Here is a 20,790-nt window from a genome sequence, read left to right as displayed (position 1 = left end):
GCCGCCCTGCTTCGCCCTCAGTCCTCGTGCCCCAGCTGGAGGTCGCGTTCGGTCCTGCCCCCTCCGGGGAGCTGGAGCACGGTGGCGACCGGCGGGTAGCCGGCGGCGATGACGGTGTACTCGCCGGTCGAGAGGTCCACGAACCGGAAGGCCCCGTCGGAGCCGGTGGTGAGCGTGTCGACCACGTTGCCCGCCGCGTCCAGGAGCGTGACCCTGGCGTCCTCGACGGCCCTGCCGCCGGGGGCGCGGACGATGCCGCGCAGCACCGCTCCGCCGGCCAGCTCGATGTCCTGCCTGGTCTCCCGGGCGGCCTGCACACTGACGGGGAGAGCGGCCGGCCGGAAGGCGTGGGCGCTGGCCGCCAGGGTGTACTCCCCGGCGACCAGCTCACTGATGACGTAGGCGCCCTCGCGCCCGGTCCGGGTCGTCGCGACGACTTCGCCCCGTACGTCGGTGAGGGTGACCGCCGCGTCGCGGACGGGGGCACCGTCGGGTGTGAGGACCGCTCCCGCGAGCCGTCCCGCGCCGCCCAGGACCACGTCGAGCTCCACCGGCCGCTCGCCGACCGTGACGCTGACGGCCTGCGGCTGGTGCCCGCCCGCGGCGGCGATCAGCACATAGGCGCCGGCGGCCGGCGCGCTGAGCGCGTAACCCCCGTCGTCACCGCTCGCGCCCCGCCCCACCTGCCGCCCCTGGCCGTCGATGAGGGTGAGGGCGGCTCTGGCCACCTTCGTGCCGTCGGGGTGCTGGACGCATCCGCGCACGAGCACTCCGGAGAGCGGGCCGGGCTGCGGCGGACCGGTGTCGATGCGGGCCGTCGGGATCGTGGACTGCGTCGCGGACGGGTCGGCAGCCGTGGGGGAGGTGGGGTGGGACACCAGGGGTTTCTCCTTGAGGAAGAAAGCGAGGAACAGGCCGAGCAGAAGCACCGGCACGAGGTAGAGGAAGATCCGCGGCATCGCGTCGGCGTACGCCTGGATGTACGCGTCGCGCAGCGCGGGCTCCATGGTGTGGACCAGCTGCGGGGTGATCGACTCCGCGTCGGGCAGGTCGGCGCCGGAGGGGAGCCGCACCCCGAGCGCGTCGGCGAGCCGGCCCGCGAAGAGCGTGCCGAAAACGGCGGCGCCCACGCTGCCGCCGATCTGCCGGAAGTAGTTGTGTGCGCTGGTGGCGGTGCCGAGGTCGGAGGGGCGGACGGAGTTCTGCACGGCCAGCACCAGGATGGACATGACCAGACCGATCCCGATGCCCAGTACGGCCTGCCAGAGGCCGTACTCCAGCGCGGAGGTGCCGGTGTCCAGGTGGGAGAGCAGCCACATGCCGACGGCCGAGACGGCCCCGCCGACGATCGGGTAGACGCGGTAGCGGCCGGTGCGCGAGACGAGTTGGCCGGAGACGACGGAGGCGACGACGATGCCGCCCATCATGGGCAGCATCAGCAGCCCGGACTCGGTGGCCGACACCCCCTCGACCATCTGGAGGTAGGTCGGCAGGTAGCTGGCGGCCCCGAAGAGCGCGACCCCGACGACCGCGCCCACCAGCGAGGTGACGTTGAAGACCGAGTCCCGGAACAGCCGCAGCGGGATGATGGGTTCGGCCGCCCGGTGCTCGACGACGAGGAAGAGCAGGGCCGTTGCGGCGGCACCGGCGGCGAGCCCCACGATCGTGCGCGACCCCCAGGCGTACTCCGTACCGCCCCAACTGGTGAGGAGGACCAGGCAGGTCGACGCCGCGGCGAGCAGCAGCGCCCCCAGTACGTCGAGGCGGGGGCGGACGGACGGTTTGGGCAGTTTGAGCACGAGCGCGATGACGGCGAGGGTGACGATGCCGAACGGCACGTTGATGTAGAAGCACCAGCGCCAGGAGGCGTGGTCGGTGAAGAAGCCGCCGAGGAGGGGCCCGGCGACGGAGGCGAGGCCGAAGACCGCCCCGATGAGGCCCATGTAGCGGCCCCGCTCCCTGGAGGGGACGACGTCGGCGATGATGGCCTGGACGCCGATCATGAGGCCGCCGCCACCGATGCCCTGGACGGCCCGGAAGGCGATGAGTTCGTCCATGGTGCGCGACCAGCCGGCGAGGGCGGAGCCGATGACGAAGACGACGATCGCGAACTGGAAGACGCCCTTGCGGCCGAAGAGGTCGCCGAGCTTGCCGTAGATCGGCAGACCGATCGTGGAGGCGAGGAGGTAGGCGGTGACCGCCCAGGACATCTTGTCCAGGCCGTGCAGCTCACCGACGATCTTCGGCAGCGCGGTGGCCACGATCATCTGGTCCAGCGCCGCGAGCAGCAGGGTGAGCATCAGGCCGAGGAAGACCAGGCGGACCCTGCGGGGGCTGATCTCCTCCGCGGCCCCCGCGGTGCCCGGTGGCGGGGGCGGCCCGGGCTCGGCACCGGTCGCGGGCGCCTCCCCGGCGTCGGCCAACGGCCAGACCCCGGGCGGCCCGCACTTTGTGCCCTCCGGCTCGTCCTTCACCAGAGTGATCCCACCCACCACGTGACGCTCCCCTCGTCGCAGCTGCGCCGCCCATTTCTCGCATCAGGCGGTAAGGCGGGGCAAACGCGACCAGGCGCACGCACGGCGCGCGCAGAGGGCTTATGCGCCGGTGGGAGGCACTACGGCGCACAACCGGCCACTCCGGAAAACCACCCGTTCCGGTGAGGCCGGCCGTGACGCCAACAGCAGCAGGAGCAGGGCTACTTCTCGACCTCGGTGGCGAGGTTCTGCAGCAGTTCGTCGTAGATCCGCCCGAGACCCTTGGGCGCGAAGGTCTTCTCGAAGAACCCGCCGACGCCTCCCGCACCCTTCCAGACGGTGGTGACGACGGCCTTGGAGCTGCCCTCGCCCGCCGGGGTGACCGTCCAGGTGGTGACCATCGTGGAGTTGCGGTCCTTCTCGACCAGCTGCCCGTCGGTGGGCTCGGTGACCTCGAGCAGGCAGTCTCGGACCCTCTTGCTCGTGGCCTGGAGCTTCCAGTGGACGAGCGTGCCTTCGCCGTCCCCGCCCTCGCGCACCTCGTACTCGCTGAAGTGCCCGGTCAGCACCTTGCCCCGGACCTCCTTGTAGTCGGCCAGCGCATCGAACACCGTCTCTGCGTCTGCCGCGATGATCCGCTCCGTCGTGGCCTCGACCTGCGCCATGCCTGCTCCTCCAGCACTCGGTTGTTCGGGGTGCTGCTGAGCCAACCACCTCGGGCACGGCCCCTCAAAATCGGGTCCGGCTTCCCACCGGGCACGATCAAGGGAACGTATGTTCTATTCTCTGCGGAGTGCTACCGAGGAGGCGTTCATGCGCTGGGACAATCTGGCAGAGAACACCACGAAGACGGGTGACGGCGCGCTCTTCGCCGCGGACGCGGTGACCACGCGCACCTTCGACACGCCGGAATTCAGGGGGATCACCTTCCACGAGATCCGGGCCCGCTCGATCGTGAACCGGGTGCCCGGGGCCTCCCGCATGCCGTTCGAATGGACCGTGAACCCGTACCGGGGATGCAGCCATGCCTGCGTGTACTGCTTCGCGCGCAGGACCCACAGCTATCTGGACCTGGACACCGGGCTGGGATTCGACTCCCAGATCGTCGTCAAGGTCAACGCCCCCGAACTGCTGGGCCGCCATCTGGCCTCCCGCCAGTGGCAGGGCCAGCACATCGCGATGGGGACGAACGTCGACTGCTACCAGCGCGCCGAGGGCCGCTACCGGCTGATGCCCGGCATCATCGCCGCCCTGCGCGACCACGCGAACCCGTTCTCCATCCTCACGAAGGGCACCCTGATCCTCCGCGACCTCGACCTGCTGCGGCAGGCCGCCGAGGTCACCGAGGTCGGCGTCAGCGTCTCCGTCGGCTTCACCGACCCCGAGCTGTGGCGAACGGTCGAACCGGGCACCCCCTCCCCCGAACGCCGCCTCGACGTCGTGCGGGCCATGGCGGACAACGGGATCGGCTGCGGAGTGCTGATGGCCCCGGTCATCCCCTTCCTCGGCGACCACCCCGACCAGCTCCGCGCCACGGTCCGCGCCATCGCCGCCGCCGGGGCGACGTCGGTGACCCCGCTCGTCCTGCACCTGCGGCCCGGCGCCCGCGAGTGGTTCACGCAGTGGCTCGCGCGGCACCATCCCGACCTGGTGCACCGGTACGAGCGGATGTACGCCGACGGGGCGTACGCGCCGACCTGGTACCAGCGGTCCATCACCCGCCGGGTGCACGAACTGGCCGCGGAGTTCGGCATCGGCCCGGCCGACCGGGGCGGCTCCCGCCGCACCACGCGCGAGACGCCGACGGCTCCCGCCCCGGGCCCCACCCAGCTGAGCTTGCTCTGACCGCATCCGTCTCCCGGCCCGAACGGGTCAACTCTCGGCCTCACGTGTCCTCCGGCTCCCGGATCCGGGAAGCATGCCGCGGGAGCTGTGCCACCCACAGCCGCGTTGCCCCATCACGGGAGGCCCCATGACGAAACGTGCAGGAATTCTGGTTGCCGTCGGCGCCACGGTCGCGGGTCTGGTGACCGCCGCGCCCTCCACCGCGTCCGCACCCTCCACCGCCCCCGCCGCCGCGCCGCTCACGTGGACCGGCTGCGGGACGAAGGCGTACCCGACGCTCCAGTGCTCGACGGTCACCGCACCGCTCGACCATGACAACCCGTCGGGCAGGCCGGTCACCCTCGCCCTCTCCCGGATCCCGCACACGGCGAAGACGTCGCAGGGGCCGCTGCTGGTCAACCCCGGTGGCCCCGGCGGCAGCGGGCTCTCCATGGCCGGGTTCGTGGCAGGCTCGCTGCCGAAGAAGCTCGCCGCCCAGTACGACGTGATCGGGTTCGACCCGCGCGGCGTCGGGAAGAGCCGCCCCGCGCTGGACTGCGTGCCGAAGTACTTCGCGCCCGTGCGCCCCGACACCGTGCCGGACTCCTACGAGGCGGAGAGGACCGCGCGCGACCGCGCCGCCTCCTTCGCCGCCGCGTGCGGCGAGAAGCACGGCGACCTGCTGCCGTACATGGACACCGTCAGCGCCGCCAAGGACCTCGACGTCATCCGGAAGGCCCTCGGGGCGCGGCAGATCAACTACTTCGGCTACTCCTACGGCACCTACCTCGGCGCGGTCTACGCCAAGTTGTTCCCCGAGCACGTACGCCGTCTGGTGCTCGACTCGGTCGTCGACCCGGACGGCGTCTGGTACGAGGACAACCTCGCCCAGGACCACGCCTTCGACGCCCGCCACAAGGCCTTCATGGCCTGGGTCGCGAAGAACGACGCCACCTACAAGCTGGGCAGCGACCCCGCGGGGGTGGAGGCCGCGTGGTACGGGATGCGCGACGCGGTGAAGAAGCACCCCGCGGGGGGCAAGGTCGGGCCGGGCGAGCTCGAGGACACCTTCATGCCGGGCGGCTACTACGACGGCTACTGGCCCCGCCTGGCCGAGGCGTTCGCGGCGTACGTGAACGACGAGGACGAGGACGCGCTCGCCACCGCGTACAAGGACTTCGCCGCCGTCGACAAGAGCGGGGACAACGGGTACTCCGTCTACGCGGCCGTGCAGTGCCGTGACGCCGGCTGGCCCCGGACCTGGAGCACCTGGCGCAACGACACCTGGGAGGCGCACGCCAAGGCGCCCTTCATGGCATGGAACAACACCTGGTACAACGCCCCCTGTGCCACCTGGCCGGTGGAGCCGCTGGAGCCCCTGCGGGTCACCAACGACGAGATCGGCCCCGCGCTGGTCTTCCAGGCGACCGACGACGCGGCCACCCCGTACGAGGGCGGCGTCACCATGAGCCGCGAGCTCAAGGGCTCGGGCCTCGTCGTCGAGCAGGGCGGCGGGAACCACGGCATCACGCTGAGCGGCAACAACTGCCTGGACAAGCACCTGGTGCGCTACCTGACGGACGGCACGCTCCCCGCCGACGCGGGCAGCGGGCCGGACGCGGTCTGCGCGGCCCTGCCGGAGCCGAAGGCGACCGCGGCCACCGAGGCGGGCGCGAGCACGAAGGGCAAGACGCTGCACGGACTGCTCGGCTTCCGCGGCTGAGAAATCACGATGCCCCACGTCGGGGGCGTACGCCAGGATGGACCGCGTGACGACACGCCCCACCCTCGCGTACGCCCCCGGCCTGCGTATACGCGCCATGACACTCGACGACTGCGCCGCCGTGGCGGACCTCCGGGTGCGCGGCTGGCGGGCGGCGTACGCCGGGGTGATCCCGCAGGGGTATCTGGACGCGATGGACATCGACGAGGACACCGAGCGCCGGCGCGCGTACCTCACGGCGGGCGGCGGGCCGCTGAACCTGGTGGCGGAGACGCCGGACGCCGCGGTGACCGGCTGGGCCTGCTACGGCCCCTGCCGCGACGAGGGCGCGCGCCCCGGGAGCGGGGAGCTGTACGCGCTCTACGTCCACCCGGCGCGGACCGGCACGGGGACGGGGCGCGCGCTACTCACGGAGGTGAACTCCCGGGCCTCGGCCGAGGGCTTCGGCGAGATGGCGCTCTGGGTGCTGAAGGAGAACGTGCGGGCCCGGCGCTTCTACGAGCGGGCGGGCTTCCGGCCCGACGGTGCGGAGGAGGCGTTCGAAGCCGGTGGAACCAGGGTGCCCGAGGTCCGGTACGTACGCCCTCTCAGCTCGCCGGCAACGTGGCCTGGCAGCAATTCGTAACGCACCATTGACAGCCTGTCACCTGCAGCGAACCATGCGTAGCGGGGGATCACCGCAGCTGACTCGACACGTGGGGGGGCACATGTCAGAGGGGCTGTACGGATGGCTTGTCACTGCTGTCGCTGAATTCGGCAGGGCGTCCAAGGTCAAGCTGTCCGGTGGGGGCAGCCCTGAGGCATCGGTACGCGGTCCGCTCGAAGCCCTGCTCAAGGTTGTCGGTGAGCGGTTGCCGAGGTCCTTCCTGATTCACTGCTTCACGACGGCCAAGGGGCAGCACCCGGCATCAAACATGAAGGGTCATGGGACATTCGACCACACCGTGATCGTGTGGTGCGTGTGAACGAGGACTCGCTTGCAAGCCGGCAGTCCCTGACGGGTTCAACGGGCGGAGCCGCACGGGCCCCTCTTCTATACCCGGTCCTCGTCAGCGAGCAGGGCGTCATCGAGGCACTGGCCGCCTACTCTTCTACAAGGCAGACCGCGAAACCGAGATGCGCGCCGCCCACGCCCACGTTCAGGCCCGACTGGACGCCGAGATCGCCGCAGGTCGCTGGTCCCCACCCGGGCCGGCCCTCACCCAGGAAAGCGCGCCCGTCCCCGAACGACATGACCGCCGCCCCACTCACCCGATAGGTTCGCGACCATGCCCGGCCGTCTGCTCGAACTCCATGTGGAGAACTTCCGCAGTCTCCGCGACGTCACCGTCCCCCTCGGCCCCCTCACCGTCCTGGTGGGGCCGAACGGGGTCGGCAAGTCCAACCTGCTGAAGGTCTTCGACCTGCTCTCGGACATCATCCGGACCGACCTCCAGCCCGCCCTGGACGCGCGCGGCGGCTTCGACGAGGTCGCGTTCTGGGGTGGTCCCAAGCCACCCACCTCCATGACGATCCGTCTCAAGGCAACCTGGACGACGCACGCGAGCGTGAACGCGCCCGACGAGTACGACCTCACCGTCCGCCGCCGCAAGCTCCGCAGCAGCGATGACGCATACAGCCTGTCCCGCATCGAAAGCTTCCAGTTCAAGCGCACCCAAGGACGCGGTCGTCGTATCACCGTCTCCGGCGAGGAAGCCAAGGTCGTCGACAAGCGGGCCGGTAAGGAGTCCGACAGCGGAAGCTTCGGCATCCAGCGGCTGAGCAGTGGTCTCTCCACTCTTCCCCGCCTAGCCAGTTCGGACGGCGGCGAAGAGGTCTCCAAGGTCGCCCAGCAGCTTTCCACGTTCCGCGTGTTCGACGTCGACGTACCCGCCGCACGGCTCCCTGCCCGCCTCCGCCGCAGCCGCTTCTACGATCTCTCGCCCGACGCCGACAACCTCGCGGAGTTCCTCTACTACCTCAGCTCCGCCGAGGAGACCTGGCAGGACCTGGTAACTGACGCCCGGACCGTGCTGCCCCAGCTCGACGACATCGAGTTCGCGCGGCTCGGCGGCTCCGCCGACCAGGTGACCGTCATCCTCCGCGAACGAGGCCTGCGCCGGCCCACCCCGCTCGCCGACGCCTCGTACGGAACCGTCCGCCTGCTCGGCCTCCTCGCCATGCTCTACGACCCGGACCCGCCGGCCCTCACCTGCGTCGAGGAAATCGACCACGGCCTGCACCCCCAGGCCCTGGAACTGATCGTGGAACGGCTACGCGAGGCCTCCACACGCAGCCAGTTCCTCGTCGCCACCCACTCCCCCGCCCTGGTGGACCGGTTGGAGCCCGAGGAGTTCATCGTCTGCGACCGTGACGAGGACGGGGCCTCGATCATCCCGGCACTCACCACGGACGAGGTGCACGACATCGTCGAGGAGTCCGGCGACCAACCACTCGGCGAGCTGTGGTTCTCCGGCGTGCTCGGAGGCGACCTCACCGGCGGTGAACTGTGAGCCGCAGGGCACCGCTCATCCCCCGCCAGGGCCGAGGCGTCATCGTGCTCGCGGGTGAGGACGCCAACGACTGCGACATCCTGGCGTCCATCATCCGCCAGCACCACCCGAACCTGGGCTCGGCGAAGATCGTGCGCATCAACGACCCGGTGCGCCTGAAGAAGAAGACCGGACGCGAACTCGCCACAGCGGTGGGCACACTGGTCGGCAAGGCCAAGGGTAAGGCGCTCCAGCAGCGCGGCCCGCTGGTCGGCCTGGCCGTCCACGAAGACCTGGACGGCTTCACGGACCACCGCTACCGCACCGTACGCAGGACTCTGTCCGAAGAGCTCGCGCGCCAGAGCCCCTGCGATGCGGCCCTCGCTTTGGCGGCCTGGGAGTCGGAGGCATGGTTACTCCTCTTCCCTGGCGCGTTTCCGCACGTCCGCCCGCGCTGGAAGGTGCCGGCCCAACTACGCGGGAACGACACGGGGATGCTCAAGGACCCCAAGGAGACCCTGAAGAGCAAGCTCGGCTCGCCCACCTTCCGCGAGAGCGACGGTGCGCTGATCGCGAAGACCGCGTACGAGCGAGGGCTGCTCGCGAAGCCTCAGGGCAAGAACCGCTCGTACGACGACTTCGTGGCCGAGCTGACCACGTGGGGCTGAGGGGCCGGGCAGGCCGACGCGCCGCCCAGACCGTCTCACACCTCGCGGGCGAATCCGACGAACGCGGTCCAGGCCGTCGGAGCGAGGGCCAGGGGAGGACGCGCCACGTCCTTCGAGTCGCGGACATGGATGGTGCTGGGGCAGGCTGCTACCTCAACGCACTCCCCACCCTCACCGCTGCTGTAGCTGGACTTGTACCAGGCCGGAGTCACTTCAGCGCACTCCCCACCTTCCTCACTGCTACAGCCGTTCCTGAACCAGCGGTGCGCGACTCCGATCGTGGTCATTTCTCTGCTCTCCAGGCAACGTCGCGACAAAATCCAGCGACTCACGCGGAGTCAGCGCCTGAGCTCGCAAGAGCCCATAAGGCCTCCCTTCGAGCTCGCGGACCGAGCTCCGGTCGGTGTAGAGACGGCTGTCCCTATGCGCCTCCACATAGGCAGTCCTCCACCGGTGGCAACGTCCCACAGCTGGAAGGCGTCAACCAGAACGCTGGTGGCGACAGTTCTACTGTCGGGGCTGAACGCCACCGAGGTAATGGCCTTGGTGTGGCCGGTGAGGACTTCGTCCGCCATATCCGCTACGGCACCGTCGTCGTCGGCGAGGACGAGTGCGGTGGGTATCGCGGCGGCGGCGAGTGTGCCGAGGCCGGCGAGGAGAAGCACGCGACGCTGCGGCAGGGATCTCGACGCGGACCCGGGCCGCGACCCGGGATTGGCTGGACGGTCGGGTACGGCGGGTGCGATGGCTTGAGCAGTGAGGGTCGGCAGTTGGTGGGCGGGGCACGGTTGTCGGAAGCGACGGGTGTGTGGCGTACCGGTTCGGGCTGGGTATGCGCGGGTGCGGTTTGCGTGGCGGCGGTAAGCGCTTGGCGGGCCTGCCCCAGGGTGGCGCGCTGGTCGGGGTCCTTGGTGAGGAGGGCGGCCAGTGCAGGAGCGAGGACGCCGACGTGGGGAGTGGGCTCGGGGTCCTGCGTGAGGATGGCGACGTACAGGGCAGTCAGGGTGGTTGCGGCGAAAGGGGCCCGGCCCGCGACAGCGGTGTGGAGGGTGGCACCGAGTGACCACAGATCGCAGGCAGGCGTAGGGCGCCCGCCTTCGAGTTGTCCGGGAGCCATGTAGGCGGGTGTGCCGGGGGTGGTTCCCGTGTTGGTGAGCGCTGTGGTGGCGTCGGCCATGCTGGCGATGCCGAAGTCGGTGAGGACAACCCGACCGCTGGTAAGGAGGATGTTGTCGGGCTTGAGGTCGCGGTGGACGATGCCGGCGGCGTGAGCGACAGCGAGGGCTTCCAGGACGGCGAAGCCGATCTCGGCGACCCGCCGGGGCGGGAGCCGGCCCTGCTGCCGGATCTGGTCGGCCAGCATCGGCACTTCTGGCACGGCGCACCGAGCCCCTTCCTGGCGCCGCTGGTGGCCGCCGGACGGTGATGGGTCGCCGACCGCTGCGGTCTGCCTGCGGGACGGGAAACGGGCGTTGCGGGTGCTCCGCCGGTGTGCGGCGCGCGGTCATCGCGGAGCCCGGGAGAGGTGGGTAGGACGACAGAGCCGCGTGCACCGTTGCTGCGGACGCGATGCGGTCTTCAGCCTCCCTCACCCCGCCGGCAGCCGCCTGAGGGCCACCGCCGCCGCCTGCCCGAGTCGGGGGTGGGGCAGCGCGGCCTCCAGGACCGGCCTGGCCCTGCCGTCGCCCAGGCTGCCCAGCCCCTCGACGCAGGCCAGCGCGACGCGCCAGTGCGGCTCGCCGGGGACCAGCAGCCGGTGCAGGGTGCTGACCAGGGCGGGTACGGACTCCGGCGCGCGCAGGGCCGTGAGCAGGCGTACCGGGTGCAGGGCGTAGGCCGTCCGCAGGCTGTTGGTGGCGAGCGCCGCCGCGGCCCGGGGGGTGCGGGGGTCGTTCAGCAGCCTCAAGGCGTGCGCGGCCGAGACGCAGCGCTCGGGATCGCGGTGGTTGAGGAGGAGCACCAGCGCCTCGAAGGCCCTGCGGTCCCCCCGGCAGCCGAGCCGGAACGCCGCGATCTCGCGGGCCCACAGCGGGCGTTCGCGCTCGACGAGCACCCCGGCCAGTTCCTCGTCGTCCTCGGTGACGAGCAGCCGGGAGAAGGCCTCCGGCTCACCCGCCTCTTCACCGAGCCGGTCCGTCAGCGAGCGGAACTCCTCATCCATGACGGTGAGTTTATCCGCGCGCACGTACCGTGTTCGCGGAACTGTGTGCCAGCGCACAGTCGGCCAGGGCTGGCGCGCTCGTTACTCGCCGGTTAAGCTCAGGTGAGCGGGACACACACCCGCCGGCTCAGGTGGCCTGGTGACGCAGCCACCCGGAGTGCTTGTCGGTTCGGCAGTTCGTGAGACGCGGCTCGGGACAGAGCCCGTCACCTCTTTCCCCGGTGTGCCCCGTGCACCCGGGACCGTGCACCACGACGTGCAATGTCCGCGCACAGAGCGCCGGTTGTGATTTCGGCCCCGCGCGCCGCCGTGCTCCTCTTCAGTCGTCACTCACCCTGGAGTCCCGTGATGGACACCCCGCTCACCACCATTGCCGTCGTCGGCCTCGGCACCATGGGAACCGGCATCGCCGAGGTCCTGGCCCGGGCCGGCCGCGAGGTCATCGGCATCGACGTCAGCGAGGCCGCCGCCCGTCAGGCCGTCGCCTCCCTGGAGGCCTCCACCGCACGTGCCGTGCTCCGTGAGCGCATCACGGAGCAGGAGCGGCGCGACGTCCTCGCCCGGTTCCGCACCTTCTCCGACCTGCAGGCCGCCGCCGACGCGGAGCTGGTCATCGAGGTCGTGCCCGAGACGTACGAGGTCAAGCAGCAGGTCTTCCGCGAGCTGGACGCGGTGGTCTCCCCCACCGCGATCCTCGCGACGGGCACGAACGCCCTGTCGGTGACCCGGCTGGCCGCCGAGTCGCGGCACCCCGAGCGGGTGCTCGGCCTGCACTTCTTCAACCCGGCCCCCGCGATGAAGCTCGTCGAGGTGGTCTCCTCCGTCCTCACCGCCCCGCCGGCCGTGGAGAGCGTGACCCGGCTCGCCCGCGAGCTCGGCAAGGAGCCGGTCGCGGTCGGCGACCGTCCGGGGTTCGTCGCGGACGGCCTGCTGTTCGGCTACCTCAACCAGGCCGCGGCGATGTACGAGGCGAACTACGCCTCCCGTGAGGACATCGACGCCGCCATGAAGCTGGGCTGCGGGCTCCCGATGGGTCCCCTGGCACTGCTCGACCTGATCGGCATCGACACCGCCCGCACGGTCCTGGAGGCCATGTACACGGCGTCCCACGACCGGCTGCACGCCCCGGCCCCGGTGCTCGGGCAGTTGAGCGAGGCGGGGCTGACCGGCCGCAAGGCCGGCCGCGGCTTCTACACCTACGACGCCCCCGGCGGCCAGGACGTGGTGCCGGACGCCCTGACTCCCGCGTCGAGCGCGGGCGCGGTGGCCGGGCGCACGGTCTCCTCGGTCGGCGTGGCCGGTTCGGGCACGATGGCGTCGGGCATCGCCGAGGTCTTCGCGAAGGCCGGGTACTCCGTGGTCCTCGCCGCGCGCAGCCAGGAGAAGGCGGACACGGCCAAGGCCCGCATCGCCAAGTCGCTGGGCCGTTCGGTCTCCAAGGGGCGGCTGACGGAGGAGGCCCGGGACGAGACGCTCGCCCGGATCACGTCCGCGGGCACGCTGGACTCCTTCGCCGACGTCGATCTCGCGGTCGAGGCGGTCGCAGAGGACCTGGAGGTCAAGCGGGAGCTCTTCGCGACCCTGGACAAGGTCTGCAAGCCGGGTGCGGTGCTCGCGACCACGACGTCGTCGCTGCCGGTCGTGGCGGTCGCACGGGTGACCTCGCGCCCCGAGGACGTCATCGGGATGCACTTCTTCAACCCGGCGCCCGCGATGAAGCTGGTCGAGGTGGTCCGCACGGTGCTGACCGCCGACGACGTGCACGCCACCGTCCGCGAGGTCTGCGTCAAGGTGCGCAAGCACCCCGTGGACTGCGGCGACCGGGCCGGCTTCATCGTGAACGCGCTGCTGTTCCCCTACCTCAACAACGCGATCAAGATGGTCGAGGAGCACTACGCGACGCTCGACGACATCGACGCGGCGATGAAGCTCGGCGGCGGCTACCCCATGGGGCCGTTCGAACTCCTGGACGTCGTCGGTCTGGACGTCTCGCTCGCCATCGAGAAGGTCCTGCACAGCGAGTTCCGCGACCCGGGTCTCGCCCCGGCGCCGCTGCTCGAGCACCTGGTGGCCGCGGGCTGCCTCGGCCGCAAGACAGGACGCGGCTTCCGCGAATATGCCCGCCGCTGAGGTGCCGGTGGCAGGCGGCGCCTCGTCGCCCGCCACCGGGCCCCCCGGGCGGGGGGCCCGGTGGGGCGGGCTGCTCGGCCCCTCGGGTGATCCGCCCCCGCAGGGGCACTCCCCTGCGGCGATGGGTTACGTTCACCTCATGTCCCAACCCGCCAAGTCCCCTCGTTCCTCCGCCGCGACGGACGCCCCGGAGAGTGCCGCGAGCACCCGGGCCGCCGCCCAACGGCTCAAGATGCGCCGCGAGCTGGCCGCGGCGGCGATGGAACTCTTCGCCACGAAGGGGTACGAGGCGACGACGGTCGACGAGATCGCCGGTGCCGCCGGGGTCGCCCGGCGCACGTTCTTCCGCCACTTCCGCTCCAAGGAAGAGGCCATCTTCCCGGACCACGACGACACCCTCGTCAGGGCCGAGGCCGTCCTGAACGCCGCTCCCGCGCACGAGCACCCGCTCGACACGGTGTGCCGCGGCATCAAGGAGGTCATGAAGATGTACGCGGCGAAGCCCGCGGTCTCCGTGGCCCGCTACAAGCTCACCCGTGAGGTGCCCACGCTCCGCGAGGCCGAGATCGCCTCGGTGGCCCGTTACGAGCGGCTGTTCACGCGCTACCTGCTGGGCCATTTCGACGAGCGCGACCATCACGTCGGCAACGACGATCCACTCCTGGCCGAGGTGGCCGCGTCCGCCGTGGTGACCGCCCACAACCACGTGCTGCGGCGATGGCTGCGGGCGGACGGCCAGGGCGACGTGGAGACACAGCTCGACCACGCCTTCGCGATCGTGCGGGAGACCTTCGGCACGGGCATCGGAGCGGGGCGGACCGTGGGCGGTGACACCGGGAGGGCGCCCGCGGCGTCGGTGTCCAGGGAGGGCGAGGTGCTGGTCGCCGTGGCCCGTACGGACGCGCCGCTCGACGAGGTCATGCGGACGATCCAGCAGGCCCTGAAGGAGACCTGAGCCCGGCCAGGGACCCCTCTCAGCCCTCGGCGGGCCGCACGTCCGCACCCGCGTACCAGGGCGGTGGCACGGAGCCCTCGCTCCACGCCGTGAGCTCGTCGAGACCGACGCAGAGGATGCCGCACTGTTCGGCGTACTCGAGGGCCGGTTCGGTGAACTCCCCGGTGGTGACGACGAGGGCCACCTCGGCCCCGTGGACGGCGTAGCAGGTGCCGCCGAAGCGCTGGAGGTCCTGGGAGCCGACCTTGTTGTCGCTCGTGTACCTCTTGCACTGCACGATCAGACGGTGCCCGTCCGGGGTGGTGGCCACCACGTCCGCGCCGAGGTCGCCGGCGCCCCCGACGACCTCGGCGTCCGCACAGCCGTCGCGCCGGCAGAGCCCGGCCACGGCCTCCTCGAAGTCGTACGGATCCATGGCCGCGTAGTCGACGGGCCGCGACGGCTCGGGGTCCGGGAGGCCGTCGGGCGCCGGCAGCTCCTCCAGGGTCGCCTCCACGACCTCGTACGCGGTCTCGACGGCCGCCTCGGCCGCCCGGCCCGCCGCCCTGCGGCTGCGGCGCTCACGCAGGAGCACCGCGACGGCGAGAACCAGCCCCGCGGCCGAGAGGGCGGCGACCACCGGATGCCGTCCCGCGCTCTCCAGCGCCATGCGCACCGCGAGCCCCACGCCGCAGACGAGCACGGCGAGGAGCGCGAAACCGAACGCCGTCCGCCGCACGTCGAACACGGCCCGACGGCCCTTCCTGGCGCCTCTGCGCGTCCGTATGCCCATCGCGTACCCACCCCTGTTCCTCTGACCACACCAAGATCACTTCCGTCTGCCCCGTACGGCCGGGTCGACGCACCGGCGGCGGGAAACCCGGTGGTCGGGGCGGTGGCGTCCGTGCTCGGATGCGCGCATGGACTCTGACGAGATGCTGGCCCTCTTCGACCACGAGATGCGCGAACACGCCCGCCCCGAAGGTCCCGGCGTACGGGTCGAGCGCAATTTCGACGTCGTCCGCCAGGTCGGCTCCACCGACGACTGGAACGGGGTCGTCTGGACGGCTCCGGACCTCGGTCCCGCGCGGGCCGAAGCGGCGATCGCCGCGCAGGTGGAGCACTACACCTCCCTCGGGCACGCGGAGTTCGAGTGGAAGCTGTACTCCCATGACCGGCCCGCCGATCTGGGAAGGAGGCTCCTGGCCGCCGGTTTCGCGGCGGAGGAACCGGAGACCCTGTTCGTCGCCCCGGTCGCCGGGCTGCCGACCACAGCGGGACTCCCGGCCGACACGGAAGCGCATACGGTGTCCGACGCGGCGGGGGTGGAGCTGATGGTCCGGGCCCACGAGCTGGCCTTCGGCACCGACGGTTCACGGCTGCGCCATCAGACCCTGGCCCGCCTGACCGACGACACCTTCCTCGCGGTCGTGGTCCTCGCGGACGGCGAGCCCGTGAGCTCGGCCCGGATGGTGCTCCACCCCGGCACCGACTTCGCAGGCCTCTGGGGCGGCGGTACGGCGCCCGGGTGGCGCGGCAGGGGCATCTACCGGGCCCTGATCGCCCACCGCGCCCGCGTCGCCGCCGAGCGCGGCTACCGCTTCCTCCAGGTCGACGCGACGGATCAGTCGGCCCCGATCCTGCGGCGGCTCGGCTTCACGGCGCTGAGCACGACGACGCCGTACGTGTACCGCACCGCGCCGTAGCCGCCACAAAAGAGGGACCAACGCGACATACGGCCCATGATGTTGCTCATGCGTGCCTACGAGATGACAACTGAGAGAAATTGTTGGCACTGGGTGCCTTGCCACCTGTCACGCAGTGCCATACGTTGAAGGCGTCCGGGCGGCCGGCGTGCAGAGATCTCATCTACGCCGGCTGTCCCCGCAGACCACGTGTCAGCGCGCCCGGGCGCCTGCGTCACAGGCAAACCCTTCTGCTCCACCGAGCAGGCACAGAGCACCACCCGCCGAACCGACGGCACACCTCCACACCGCACCACCCCCCTGCCCACAGGGGACCTCCGACGTTCCCTCGACGCCGGAAAACCGATCTGCCGGAGGCATCACCGTGAAGGAAATCCTGGACGCGATCCAATCGCAGGACAGCACGGCCGCGGACTTCGCGGCGCTGTCCATCCCCGAGTCGTACCGCGCGGTGACCGTGCACAAGGACGAGGCGGAGATGTTCGCCGGGGTCGCCAGCCGCGACAAGGACCCGCGCAAGTCCCTCCACGTGGAGGACGTGCCGGTTCCCGAGCTCGGTCCGGGCGAGGCCCTGGTCGCGGTCATGGCCAGCTCGGTGAACTACAACTCCGTCTGGACCTCGATCTTCGAGCCGGTCTCGACCTTCGGCTTCCTGGAGCGCTACGGGAAGCTCAGCGATCTCAGCAAGCGCCACGACCTGCCGTACCACGTCATCGGATCCGACCTGGCGGGTGTCGTCCTGCGCACCGGACCGGGCGTCAACGCCTGGAACCCGGGCGACGAGGTCGTCGCGCACTGCCTCTCGGTCGAGCTGGAGTCCTCCGACGGCCACAACGACACGATGCTCGACCCCGAGCAGCGCATCTGGGGCTTCGAGACCAACTTCGGCGGCCTGGCAGAGGTCGCGCTCGTCAAGTCCAACCAGCTGATGCCGAAGCCGAAGCACCTCAGCTGGGAGGAGGCCGCGTCCCCGGGCCTGGTCAACTCCACGGCGTACCGCCAGCTCGTCTCGCGCAACGGCGCCGGCATGAAGCAGGGCGACAACGTGCTGATCTGGGGCGCGAGCGGCGGACTCGGCTCCTACGCCACGCAGTTCGCACTGGCCGGCGGTGCCAACCCCATCTGTGTCGTCTCCAGCGACCAGAAGGCGGAGATCTGCCGGAAGATGGGCGCGAACGCGATCATCGACCGCAACGCCGAGGGCTTCAGGTTCTGGAAGGACGAGCACAACCAGGACCCGCGCGAGTGGAAGCGCTTCGGCAAGCGCATCCGTGAGCTCACCGGCGGCGAGGACGTCGACATCGTCTTCGAGCACCCGGGCCGCGAGACCTTCGGCGCGAGCGTGTACGTCACCCGCAAGGGCGGCACCATCGTCACCTGCGCCTCGACCTCGGGCTACAACCACGAGTACGACAACCGCTACCTGTGGATGTCGCTCAAGCGGATCATCGGCTCCCACTTCGCCAACTACCGCGAGGCCTGGGAGGCCAACCGCCTGATCGCCAAGGGCAAGATCCACCCGACGCTCTCCAAGGTCTACTCCCTGGAGGACACCGGCCAGGCCGCCTACGACGTGCACCGCAACCTCCACCAGGGCAAGGTCGGCGTGCTCGCGCTGGCGCCCCGCGAGGGCCTGGGCGTGCGGGACACGGAGCTTCGCGAGCAGCACATCGACGCCATCAACCGCTTCCGCAACGTCTGAGGTCCACCATGACCGAACGTCAGAAGGACCGTCCGTGGCTCATGCGGACGTACGCCGGTCACTCGACGGCCGAGGCGTCCAACGAGCTGTACCGGCGCAACCTCGCCAAGGGCCAGACAGGTCTCTCGGTCGCCTTCGATCTGCCCACGCAGACCGGCTACGACCCGGACCACGTCCTCGCCCGCGGCGAGGTGGGCCGGGTCGGCGTGCCCGTCTCGCACCTCGGTGACATGCGGCGTCTGTTCCAGGACATCCCCCTGGAGCAGATGAACACCTCGATGACGATCAACGCCACCGCGATGTGGCTGCTGGCGCTCTACCAGGTGGTCGCCGAGGAGCAGGGGGCGGATCCCGACAGGCTCCAGGGCACGACGCAGAACGACATCGTGAAGGAGTACCTGTCGCGGGGGACGCACGTCTTCCCGCCCGGCCCTTCGCTGCGGCTGACGACCGACATGATCACCTACACGGTCAACCGCATCCCGAAGTGGAACCCGATCAACATCTGCAGCTACCACCTGCAGGAGGCGGGGGCCACTCCGGTCCAGGAGATCGCGTACGCCATGTCGACGGCCATCGCGGTGCTCGACGCCGTGCGTGACTCGGGTCAGGTGCCCGAGGAGCGGTTCGGTGACGTCGTCGCCCGCATCTCCTTCTTCGTGAACGCGGGGGTCCGCTTCATCGAGGAGATGTGCAAGATGCGCGCCTTCGGCCGCATCTGGGACCAGGTGACGCGCGAGCGGTACGGCATCGCGAACCCCAAGCAGCGCCGCTTCCGCTACGGCGTGCAGGTCAACTCGCTGGGGCTCACCGAGGCGCAGCCGGAGAACAACGTCCAGCGCATCGTGCTGGAGATGCTTGCCGTCACGCTCTCCAAGGACGCGCGCGCCCGTGCCGTGCAACTGCCCGCCTGGAACGAGGCGCTGGGGCTGCCGCGTCCGTGGGACCAGCAGTGGTCGCTCCGCATCCAGCAGGTGCTGGCACACGAGAGCGACCTGCTGGAGTACGAGGACATCTTCGCCGGTTCGCACGTCATCGAGGCCAAGGTCGAGGAGCTGGTCACCGACTCACTGGCCGAGATCGACCGCATCCAGCAGATGGGCGGCGCGATGGCCGCCGTCGAGTCGGGCTACCTCAAGTCGGAGCTCGTCTCCTCGCACGCCGCGCGGCGGGCCCGGATCGAGGCCGGCGAGGAGAAGATCGTCGGTGTCAACATCTACGGGACGACGGAGCCCAACCCGCTGACCGCCGATCTGGACGCGGCGATCATGACGGTGGACCCCGAGAACGAGGCCCGGGTCGTCACCGCGCTGCACGAGTGGCGCGACAACCGTGACGAGGCCCGTGCCACCGAGGCACTGACGGCGCTGAAGAAGGCCGCGGCGGGCACCGCGAACATGATGGAGGTGACCGTCGAGTGCGCCCGGGCGGGCGTCACCACCGGCGAGTGGGCCTGGGCCCTGCGCGACGTCTTCGGTGAGTTCCGGGCGCCGACGGGCGTCTCGTCCGCACCGGTGGCGGTCACCGCCGAGCCCGGCACCCCTCTCGCCGCGGTCCGTGAGAAGGTCTCCCGCACCGCCCAGGACCTGGGGGTGGGACGGCTGAGGCTGCTGGTCGGCAAGCCCGGCCTGGACGGGCACTCCAACGGGGCGGAACAGATCGCCGTACGCGCCAGGGACGCCGGTTTCGAGGTGGTCTACCAGGGCATCAGGCTGACGCCCGAGCAGATCACGGACGCGGCGCTGGCCGAGGACGTGCACTGCGTCGGCCTGTCCATCCTCTCCGGTTCGCACGCCGAACTGGTGCCCGACGTGCTGAACCGGCTGCGCGAGGCCGGTGCGCCGGACATCCCGGTGATCGCCGGCGGCATCATCCCGGGGGCCGACGCGCGCGCCCTCATCGAAGCCGGCGTCGCCGCCGTCTTCACCCCGAAGGACTTCGGCATCACCGAGATCATCGGCCGTATCGTCGACGAGATCCGGAAAGCGAACAAGCTCGACCCTCTGGAGGTCCCCGCATGACCACGCCCAGCCCGTCACCCGTGAACCGTCTGCGCCCGCGGCGCTCGTGCCTGGCCGTACCCGGATCGAACCCGCGGTTCCTGGAGAAGGCCCAGGGCCTCCCGGCCGACCAGGTGTTCCTGGACCTGGAGGACGCGTGCGCGCCCCTCGCCAAGGAGGGAGCCCGGCACCACATCGTCGACGCGCTCAACAACGGCGACTGGACGGGCAAGACCCGGGTCGTGCGGGTGAACGACTGGACGACGCACTGGACGTACCGCGACGTCATCACGGTCGTCGAGGGCGCCGGCCCGAACCTCGACTGCATCATGCTGCCGAAGGTCCAGGACGCGCAGCAGGTCGTCGCGCTGGACCTGCTGCTGACGCAGATCGAGAAGACGATGGGCTTCGAGGTCGGCAGGATCGGCATCGAGGCGCAGATCGAGAACGCCAAGGGCCTGGTGAACATCGACGACATCGCCGCCGCCTCGCCCCGCCTGGAGACCCTCATCTTCGGCCCGGCCGACTTCATGGCCTCGATCAACATGAAGACCCTCGTCGTCGGCCAGCAGCCGCCCGGCTACCCGGCGGACGCGTACCACTACATCCTGATGCGCATCCTCATGGCGGCCCGCACGCACGACCTGCAGGCGATCGACGGACCGTTCCTCCAGATCCGTGACGTGGACGCCTACCGCGAGGTCGCGGGGCGTGCGGCGGCGCTGGGCTTCGACGGCAAGTGGGTGCTGCACCCCGGCCAGGTCGACGCCGCGAACGAGGTCTTCTCGCCCTCCCAGGAGGACTACGACCACGCCGAGCTCATCCTCGACGCGTACGACTGGTGCACCTCGGAGGAGGGCGGCAAGAAGGGCTCGGCGATGCTCGGCGACGAGATGATCGACGAGGCCAGCCGCAAGATGGCCCTGGTCATCGCGGGCAAGGGCCGCGCGGCCGGCATGCGGCGCACCTCCAAGTTCGAAGCCCCGGAGGCCTAGAC

The 20,790-nt window shown here is 70.6% G+C and carries 19 protein-coding genes and 1 pseudogene; 13 read left to right on the top strand and 7 right to left on the bottom strand.

Annotation, left to right across the window (positions count from 1 at the left end):
* Positions 1-17: 17 nt before the first annotated feature.
* Together B9S57_RS06115 and B9S57_RS06110 are read right to left on the bottom strand one after the other, a co-directional pair.
* Complete coding sequence (locus B9S57_RS06115; protein ID WP_103514491.1) at positions 18-2,495, bottom strand: MFS transporter; 2,478 nt, start codon at positions 2,493-2,495, stop codon at positions 18-20.
* Positions 2,496-2,695: 200 nt separating this feature from the next.
* Positions 2,696-3,139: an SRPBCC family protein gene (locus B9S57_RS06110; RefSeq protein WP_103514490.1), complete on the bottom strand. Its 444-nt coding sequence runs from the start codon at positions 3,137-3,139 to the stop codon at positions 2,696-2,698.
* Between the two features lie 148 nt (positions 3,140-3,287).
* Here B9S57_RS06110 and B9S57_RS06105 point away from each other — a divergent pair, with 148 nt between their 5' ends.
* The 6 genes from B9S57_RS06105 to B9S57_RS06080 all read left to right on the top strand — a co-directional run bounded on the left by B9S57_RS06105 (position 3,288) and on the right by B9S57_RS06080 (position 9,160).
* On the top strand, positions 3,288-4,319 hold the full coding sequence (locus B9S57_RS06105; protein ID WP_103514489.1) for an Rv2578c family radical SAM protein: 1,032 nt from the start codon (positions 3,288-3,290) through the stop codon (positions 4,317-4,319).
* Between the two features lie 127 nt (positions 4,320-4,446).
* The gene (locus B9S57_RS06100) at positions 4,447-6,021 is read left to right on the top strand and encodes an alpha/beta hydrolase (RefSeq protein ID WP_103514488.1); all 1,575 of its coding nucleotides are present in this window, start codon (positions 4,447-4,449) and stop codon (positions 6,019-6,021) included.
* Between the two features lie 37 nt (positions 6,022-6,058).
* Entirely contained in the window at positions 6,059-6,646 is a 588-nt protein-coding gene (locus B9S57_RS06095; protein ID WP_258036243.1) for a GNAT family N-acetyltransferase, read from the top strand.
* 82 nt (positions 6,647-6,728) lie between these two features.
* Positions 6,729-6,986, top strand: coding sequence for a hypothetical protein (locus B9S57_RS34125; RefSeq protein WP_146057720.1), 258 nt, complete (start codon positions 6,729-6,731; stop codon positions 6,984-6,986).
* A 303-nt stretch (positions 6,987-7,289) separates the two neighbouring features.
* Positions 7,290-8,513 carry an AAA family ATPase gene (locus B9S57_RS06085; protein WP_103514487.1) on the top strand — a complete coding sequence of 408 codons (1,224 nt, stop codon included), beginning with the start codon at positions 7,290-7,292 and terminating at the stop codon, positions 8,511-8,513.
* Positions 8,510-9,160 carry a hypothetical protein gene (locus tag B9S57_RS06080; RefSeq protein ID WP_258036242.1) on the top strand — a complete coding sequence of 217 codons (651 nt, stop codon included), beginning with the start codon at positions 8,510-8,512 and terminating at the stop codon, positions 9,158-9,160. The genes B9S57_RS06085 and B9S57_RS06080 overlap by 4 nt, the downstream gene beginning before the upstream one ends.
* A 35-nt stretch (positions 9,161-9,195) precedes the next feature.
* Here B9S57_RS06080 and B9S57_RS06075 read toward each other — a convergent pair whose 3' ends face one another.
* The 3 genes and pseudogenes from B9S57_RS06075 to B9S57_RS36330 all read right to left on the bottom strand — a co-directional run bounded on the left by B9S57_RS06075 (position 9,196) and on the right by B9S57_RS36330 (position 10,466).
* The gene (locus B9S57_RS06075) at positions 9,196-9,447 is read right to left on the bottom strand and encodes a DUF397 domain-containing protein (RefSeq protein WP_103514486.1); all 252 of its coding nucleotides are present in this window, start codon (positions 9,445-9,447) and stop codon (positions 9,196-9,198) included.
* A pseudogene (locus B9S57_RS35215) lies at positions 9,401-9,607 on the bottom strand (hypothetical protein); the annotation flags it as partial. The pseudogene B9S57_RS35215 and the gene B9S57_RS06075, both read right to left, overlap by 47 nt.
* A gap of 133 nt (positions 9,608-9,740) precedes the next feature.
* Positions 9,741-10,466: a protein kinase gene (locus B9S57_RS36330; protein ID WP_365910683.1), complete on the bottom strand. Its 726-nt coding sequence runs from the start codon at positions 10,464-10,466 to the stop codon at positions 9,741-9,743.
* Here B9S57_RS36330 and B9S57_RS35210 point away from each other — a divergent pair.
* The gene (locus B9S57_RS35210; RefSeq protein ID WP_258036241.1) at positions 10,428-10,586 is read left to right on the top strand and encodes a hypothetical protein; all 159 of its coding nucleotides are present in this window, start codon (positions 10,428-10,430) and stop codon (positions 10,584-10,586) included. The two genes, B9S57_RS36330 and B9S57_RS35210, sit on opposite strands and share 39 nt — an antisense overlap.
* Before the next feature lie 162 nt (positions 10,587-10,748).
* Here the strand turns inward: B9S57_RS35210 and B9S57_RS06060 are convergent, their stop codons facing one another.
* The gene (locus B9S57_RS06060) at positions 10,749-11,321 is read right to left on the bottom strand and encodes an adenylosuccinate lyase (protein WP_374935914.1); all 573 of its coding nucleotides are present in this window, start codon (positions 11,319-11,321) and stop codon (positions 10,749-10,751) included.
* Positions 11,322-11,669: 348 nt separating this feature from the next.
* Here B9S57_RS06060 and B9S57_RS06055 point away from each other — a divergent pair, with 348 nt between their 5' ends.
* Positions 11,670-13,451, top strand: a complete 1,782-nt coding sequence (locus tag B9S57_RS06055; protein ID WP_103514483.1) for a 3-hydroxyacyl-CoA dehydrogenase family protein — start codon at positions 11,670-11,672, stop codon at positions 13,449-13,451.
* A gap of 139 nt (positions 13,452-13,590) precedes the next feature.
* Entirely contained in the window at positions 13,591-14,406 is an 816-nt protein-coding gene (locus tag B9S57_RS06050) for a TetR family transcriptional regulator (RefSeq protein ID WP_103514540.1), read from the top strand.
* 19 nt (positions 14,407-14,425) lie between these two features.
* Here the strand turns inward: B9S57_RS06050 and B9S57_RS06045 are convergent, their stop codons facing one another.
* Complete coding sequence (locus tag B9S57_RS06045) at positions 14,426-15,178, bottom strand: restriction endonuclease (RefSeq protein WP_103514482.1); 753 nt, start codon at positions 15,176-15,178, stop codon at positions 14,426-14,428.
* A gap of 127 nt (positions 15,179-15,305) precedes the next feature.
* Here B9S57_RS06045 and B9S57_RS06040 point away from each other — a divergent pair, with 127 nt between their 5' ends.
* From B9S57_RS06040 to B9S57_RS06025, 4 genes are all read left to right on the top strand, one after another.
* On the top strand, positions 15,306-16,091 hold the full coding sequence (locus tag B9S57_RS06040; protein WP_103514481.1) for a GNAT family N-acetyltransferase: 786 nt from the start codon (positions 15,306-15,308) through the stop codon (positions 16,089-16,091).
* A gap of 364 nt (positions 16,092-16,455) precedes the next feature.
* Positions 16,456-17,793 (top strand): crotonyl-CoA carboxylase/reductase, encoded by a 1,338-nt coding sequence (gene ccrA, locus B9S57_RS06035; RefSeq protein WP_181011244.1) that lies wholly within the window; start codon positions 16,456-16,458, stop codon positions 17,791-17,793.
* A gap of 8 nt (positions 17,794-17,801) precedes the next feature.
* The gene (locus B9S57_RS06030; protein WP_103514480.1) at positions 17,802-19,814 is read left to right on the top strand and encodes a protein meaA; all 2,013 of its coding nucleotides are present in this window, start codon (positions 17,802-17,804) and stop codon (positions 19,812-19,814) included.
* Complete coding sequence (locus tag B9S57_RS06025; protein ID WP_103514479.1) at positions 19,811-20,788, top strand: CoA ester lyase; 978 nt, start codon at positions 19,811-19,813, stop codon at positions 20,786-20,788. Before B9S57_RS06030 ends, B9S57_RS06025 begins: the two co-directional genes overlap by 4 nt.
* Positions 20,789-20,790: the final 2 nt, after the last annotated feature.

Origin of the sequence: Streptomyces sp. SM10, from assembly GCF_002910915.1 — a bacterium.
Classification (GTDB): Bacteria; Actinomycetota; Actinomycetes; order Streptomycetales; family Streptomycetaceae; genus Streptomyces.
This window is presented reverse-complemented; position numbering and strand designations above follow the sequence as displayed.

Bases quoted from the DNA above. Each gene is read 5' to 3' on its own strand.
- B9S57_RS06050 (WP_103514540.1), top strand. From the start codon at position 13,591: ATGTCCCAACCCGCCAAGTCCCCTCGTTCCTCCGCCGCGACGGACGCC.
- B9S57_RS06030 (WP_103514480.1), top strand. From the start codon at position 17,802: ATGACCGAACGTCAGAAGGACCGTCCGTGGCTCATGCGGACGTACGCC.
- B9S57_RS34125 (WP_146057720.1), top strand. From the start codon at position 6,729: ATGTCAGAGGGGCTGTACGGATGGCTTGTCACTGCTGTCGCTGAATTC.
- B9S57_RS06060 (WP_374935914.1), bottom strand. From the start codon at position 11,321: ATGGATGAGGAGTTCCGCTCGCTGACGGACCGGCTCGGTGAAGAGGCG.
- B9S57_RS06095 (WP_258036243.1), top strand. From the start codon at position 6,059: ATGGACCGCGTGACGACACGCCCCACCCTCGCGTACGCCCCCGGCCTG.
- B9S57_RS06110 (WP_103514490.1), bottom strand. From the start codon at position 3,139: ATGGCGCAGGTCGAGGCCACGACGGAGCGGATCATCGCGGCAGACGCA.
- B9S57_RS06040 (WP_103514481.1), top strand. From the start codon at position 15,306: ATGGACTCTGACGAGATGCTGGCCCTCTTCGACCACGAGATGCGCGAA.
- B9S57_RS06045 (WP_103514482.1), bottom strand. From the start codon at position 15,178: ATGGGCATACGGACGCGCAGAGGCGCCAGGAAGGGCCGTCGGGCCGTG.
- B9S57_RS06075 (WP_103514486.1), bottom strand. From the start codon at position 9,447: ATGACCACGATCGGAGTCGCGCACCGCTGGTTCAGGAACGGCTGTAGC.
- B9S57_RS06085 (WP_103514487.1), top strand. From the start codon at position 7,290: ATGCCCGGCCGTCTGCTCGAACTCCATGTGGAGAACTTCCGCAGTCTC.
- B9S57_RS06105 (WP_103514489.1), top strand. From the start codon at position 3,288: ATGCGCTGGGACAATCTGGCAGAGAACACCACGAAGACGGGTGACGGC.
- B9S57_RS06055 (WP_103514483.1), top strand. From the start codon at position 11,670: ATGGACACCCCGCTCACCACCATTGCCGTCGTCGGCCTCGGCACCATG.
- B9S57_RS06025 (WP_103514479.1), top strand. From the start codon at position 19,811: ATGACCACGCCCAGCCCGTCACCCGTGAACCGTCTGCGCCCGCGGCGC.
- B9S57_RS06100 (WP_103514488.1), top strand. From the start codon at position 4,447: ATGACGAAACGTGCAGGAATTCTGGTTGCCGTCGGCGCCACGGTCGCG.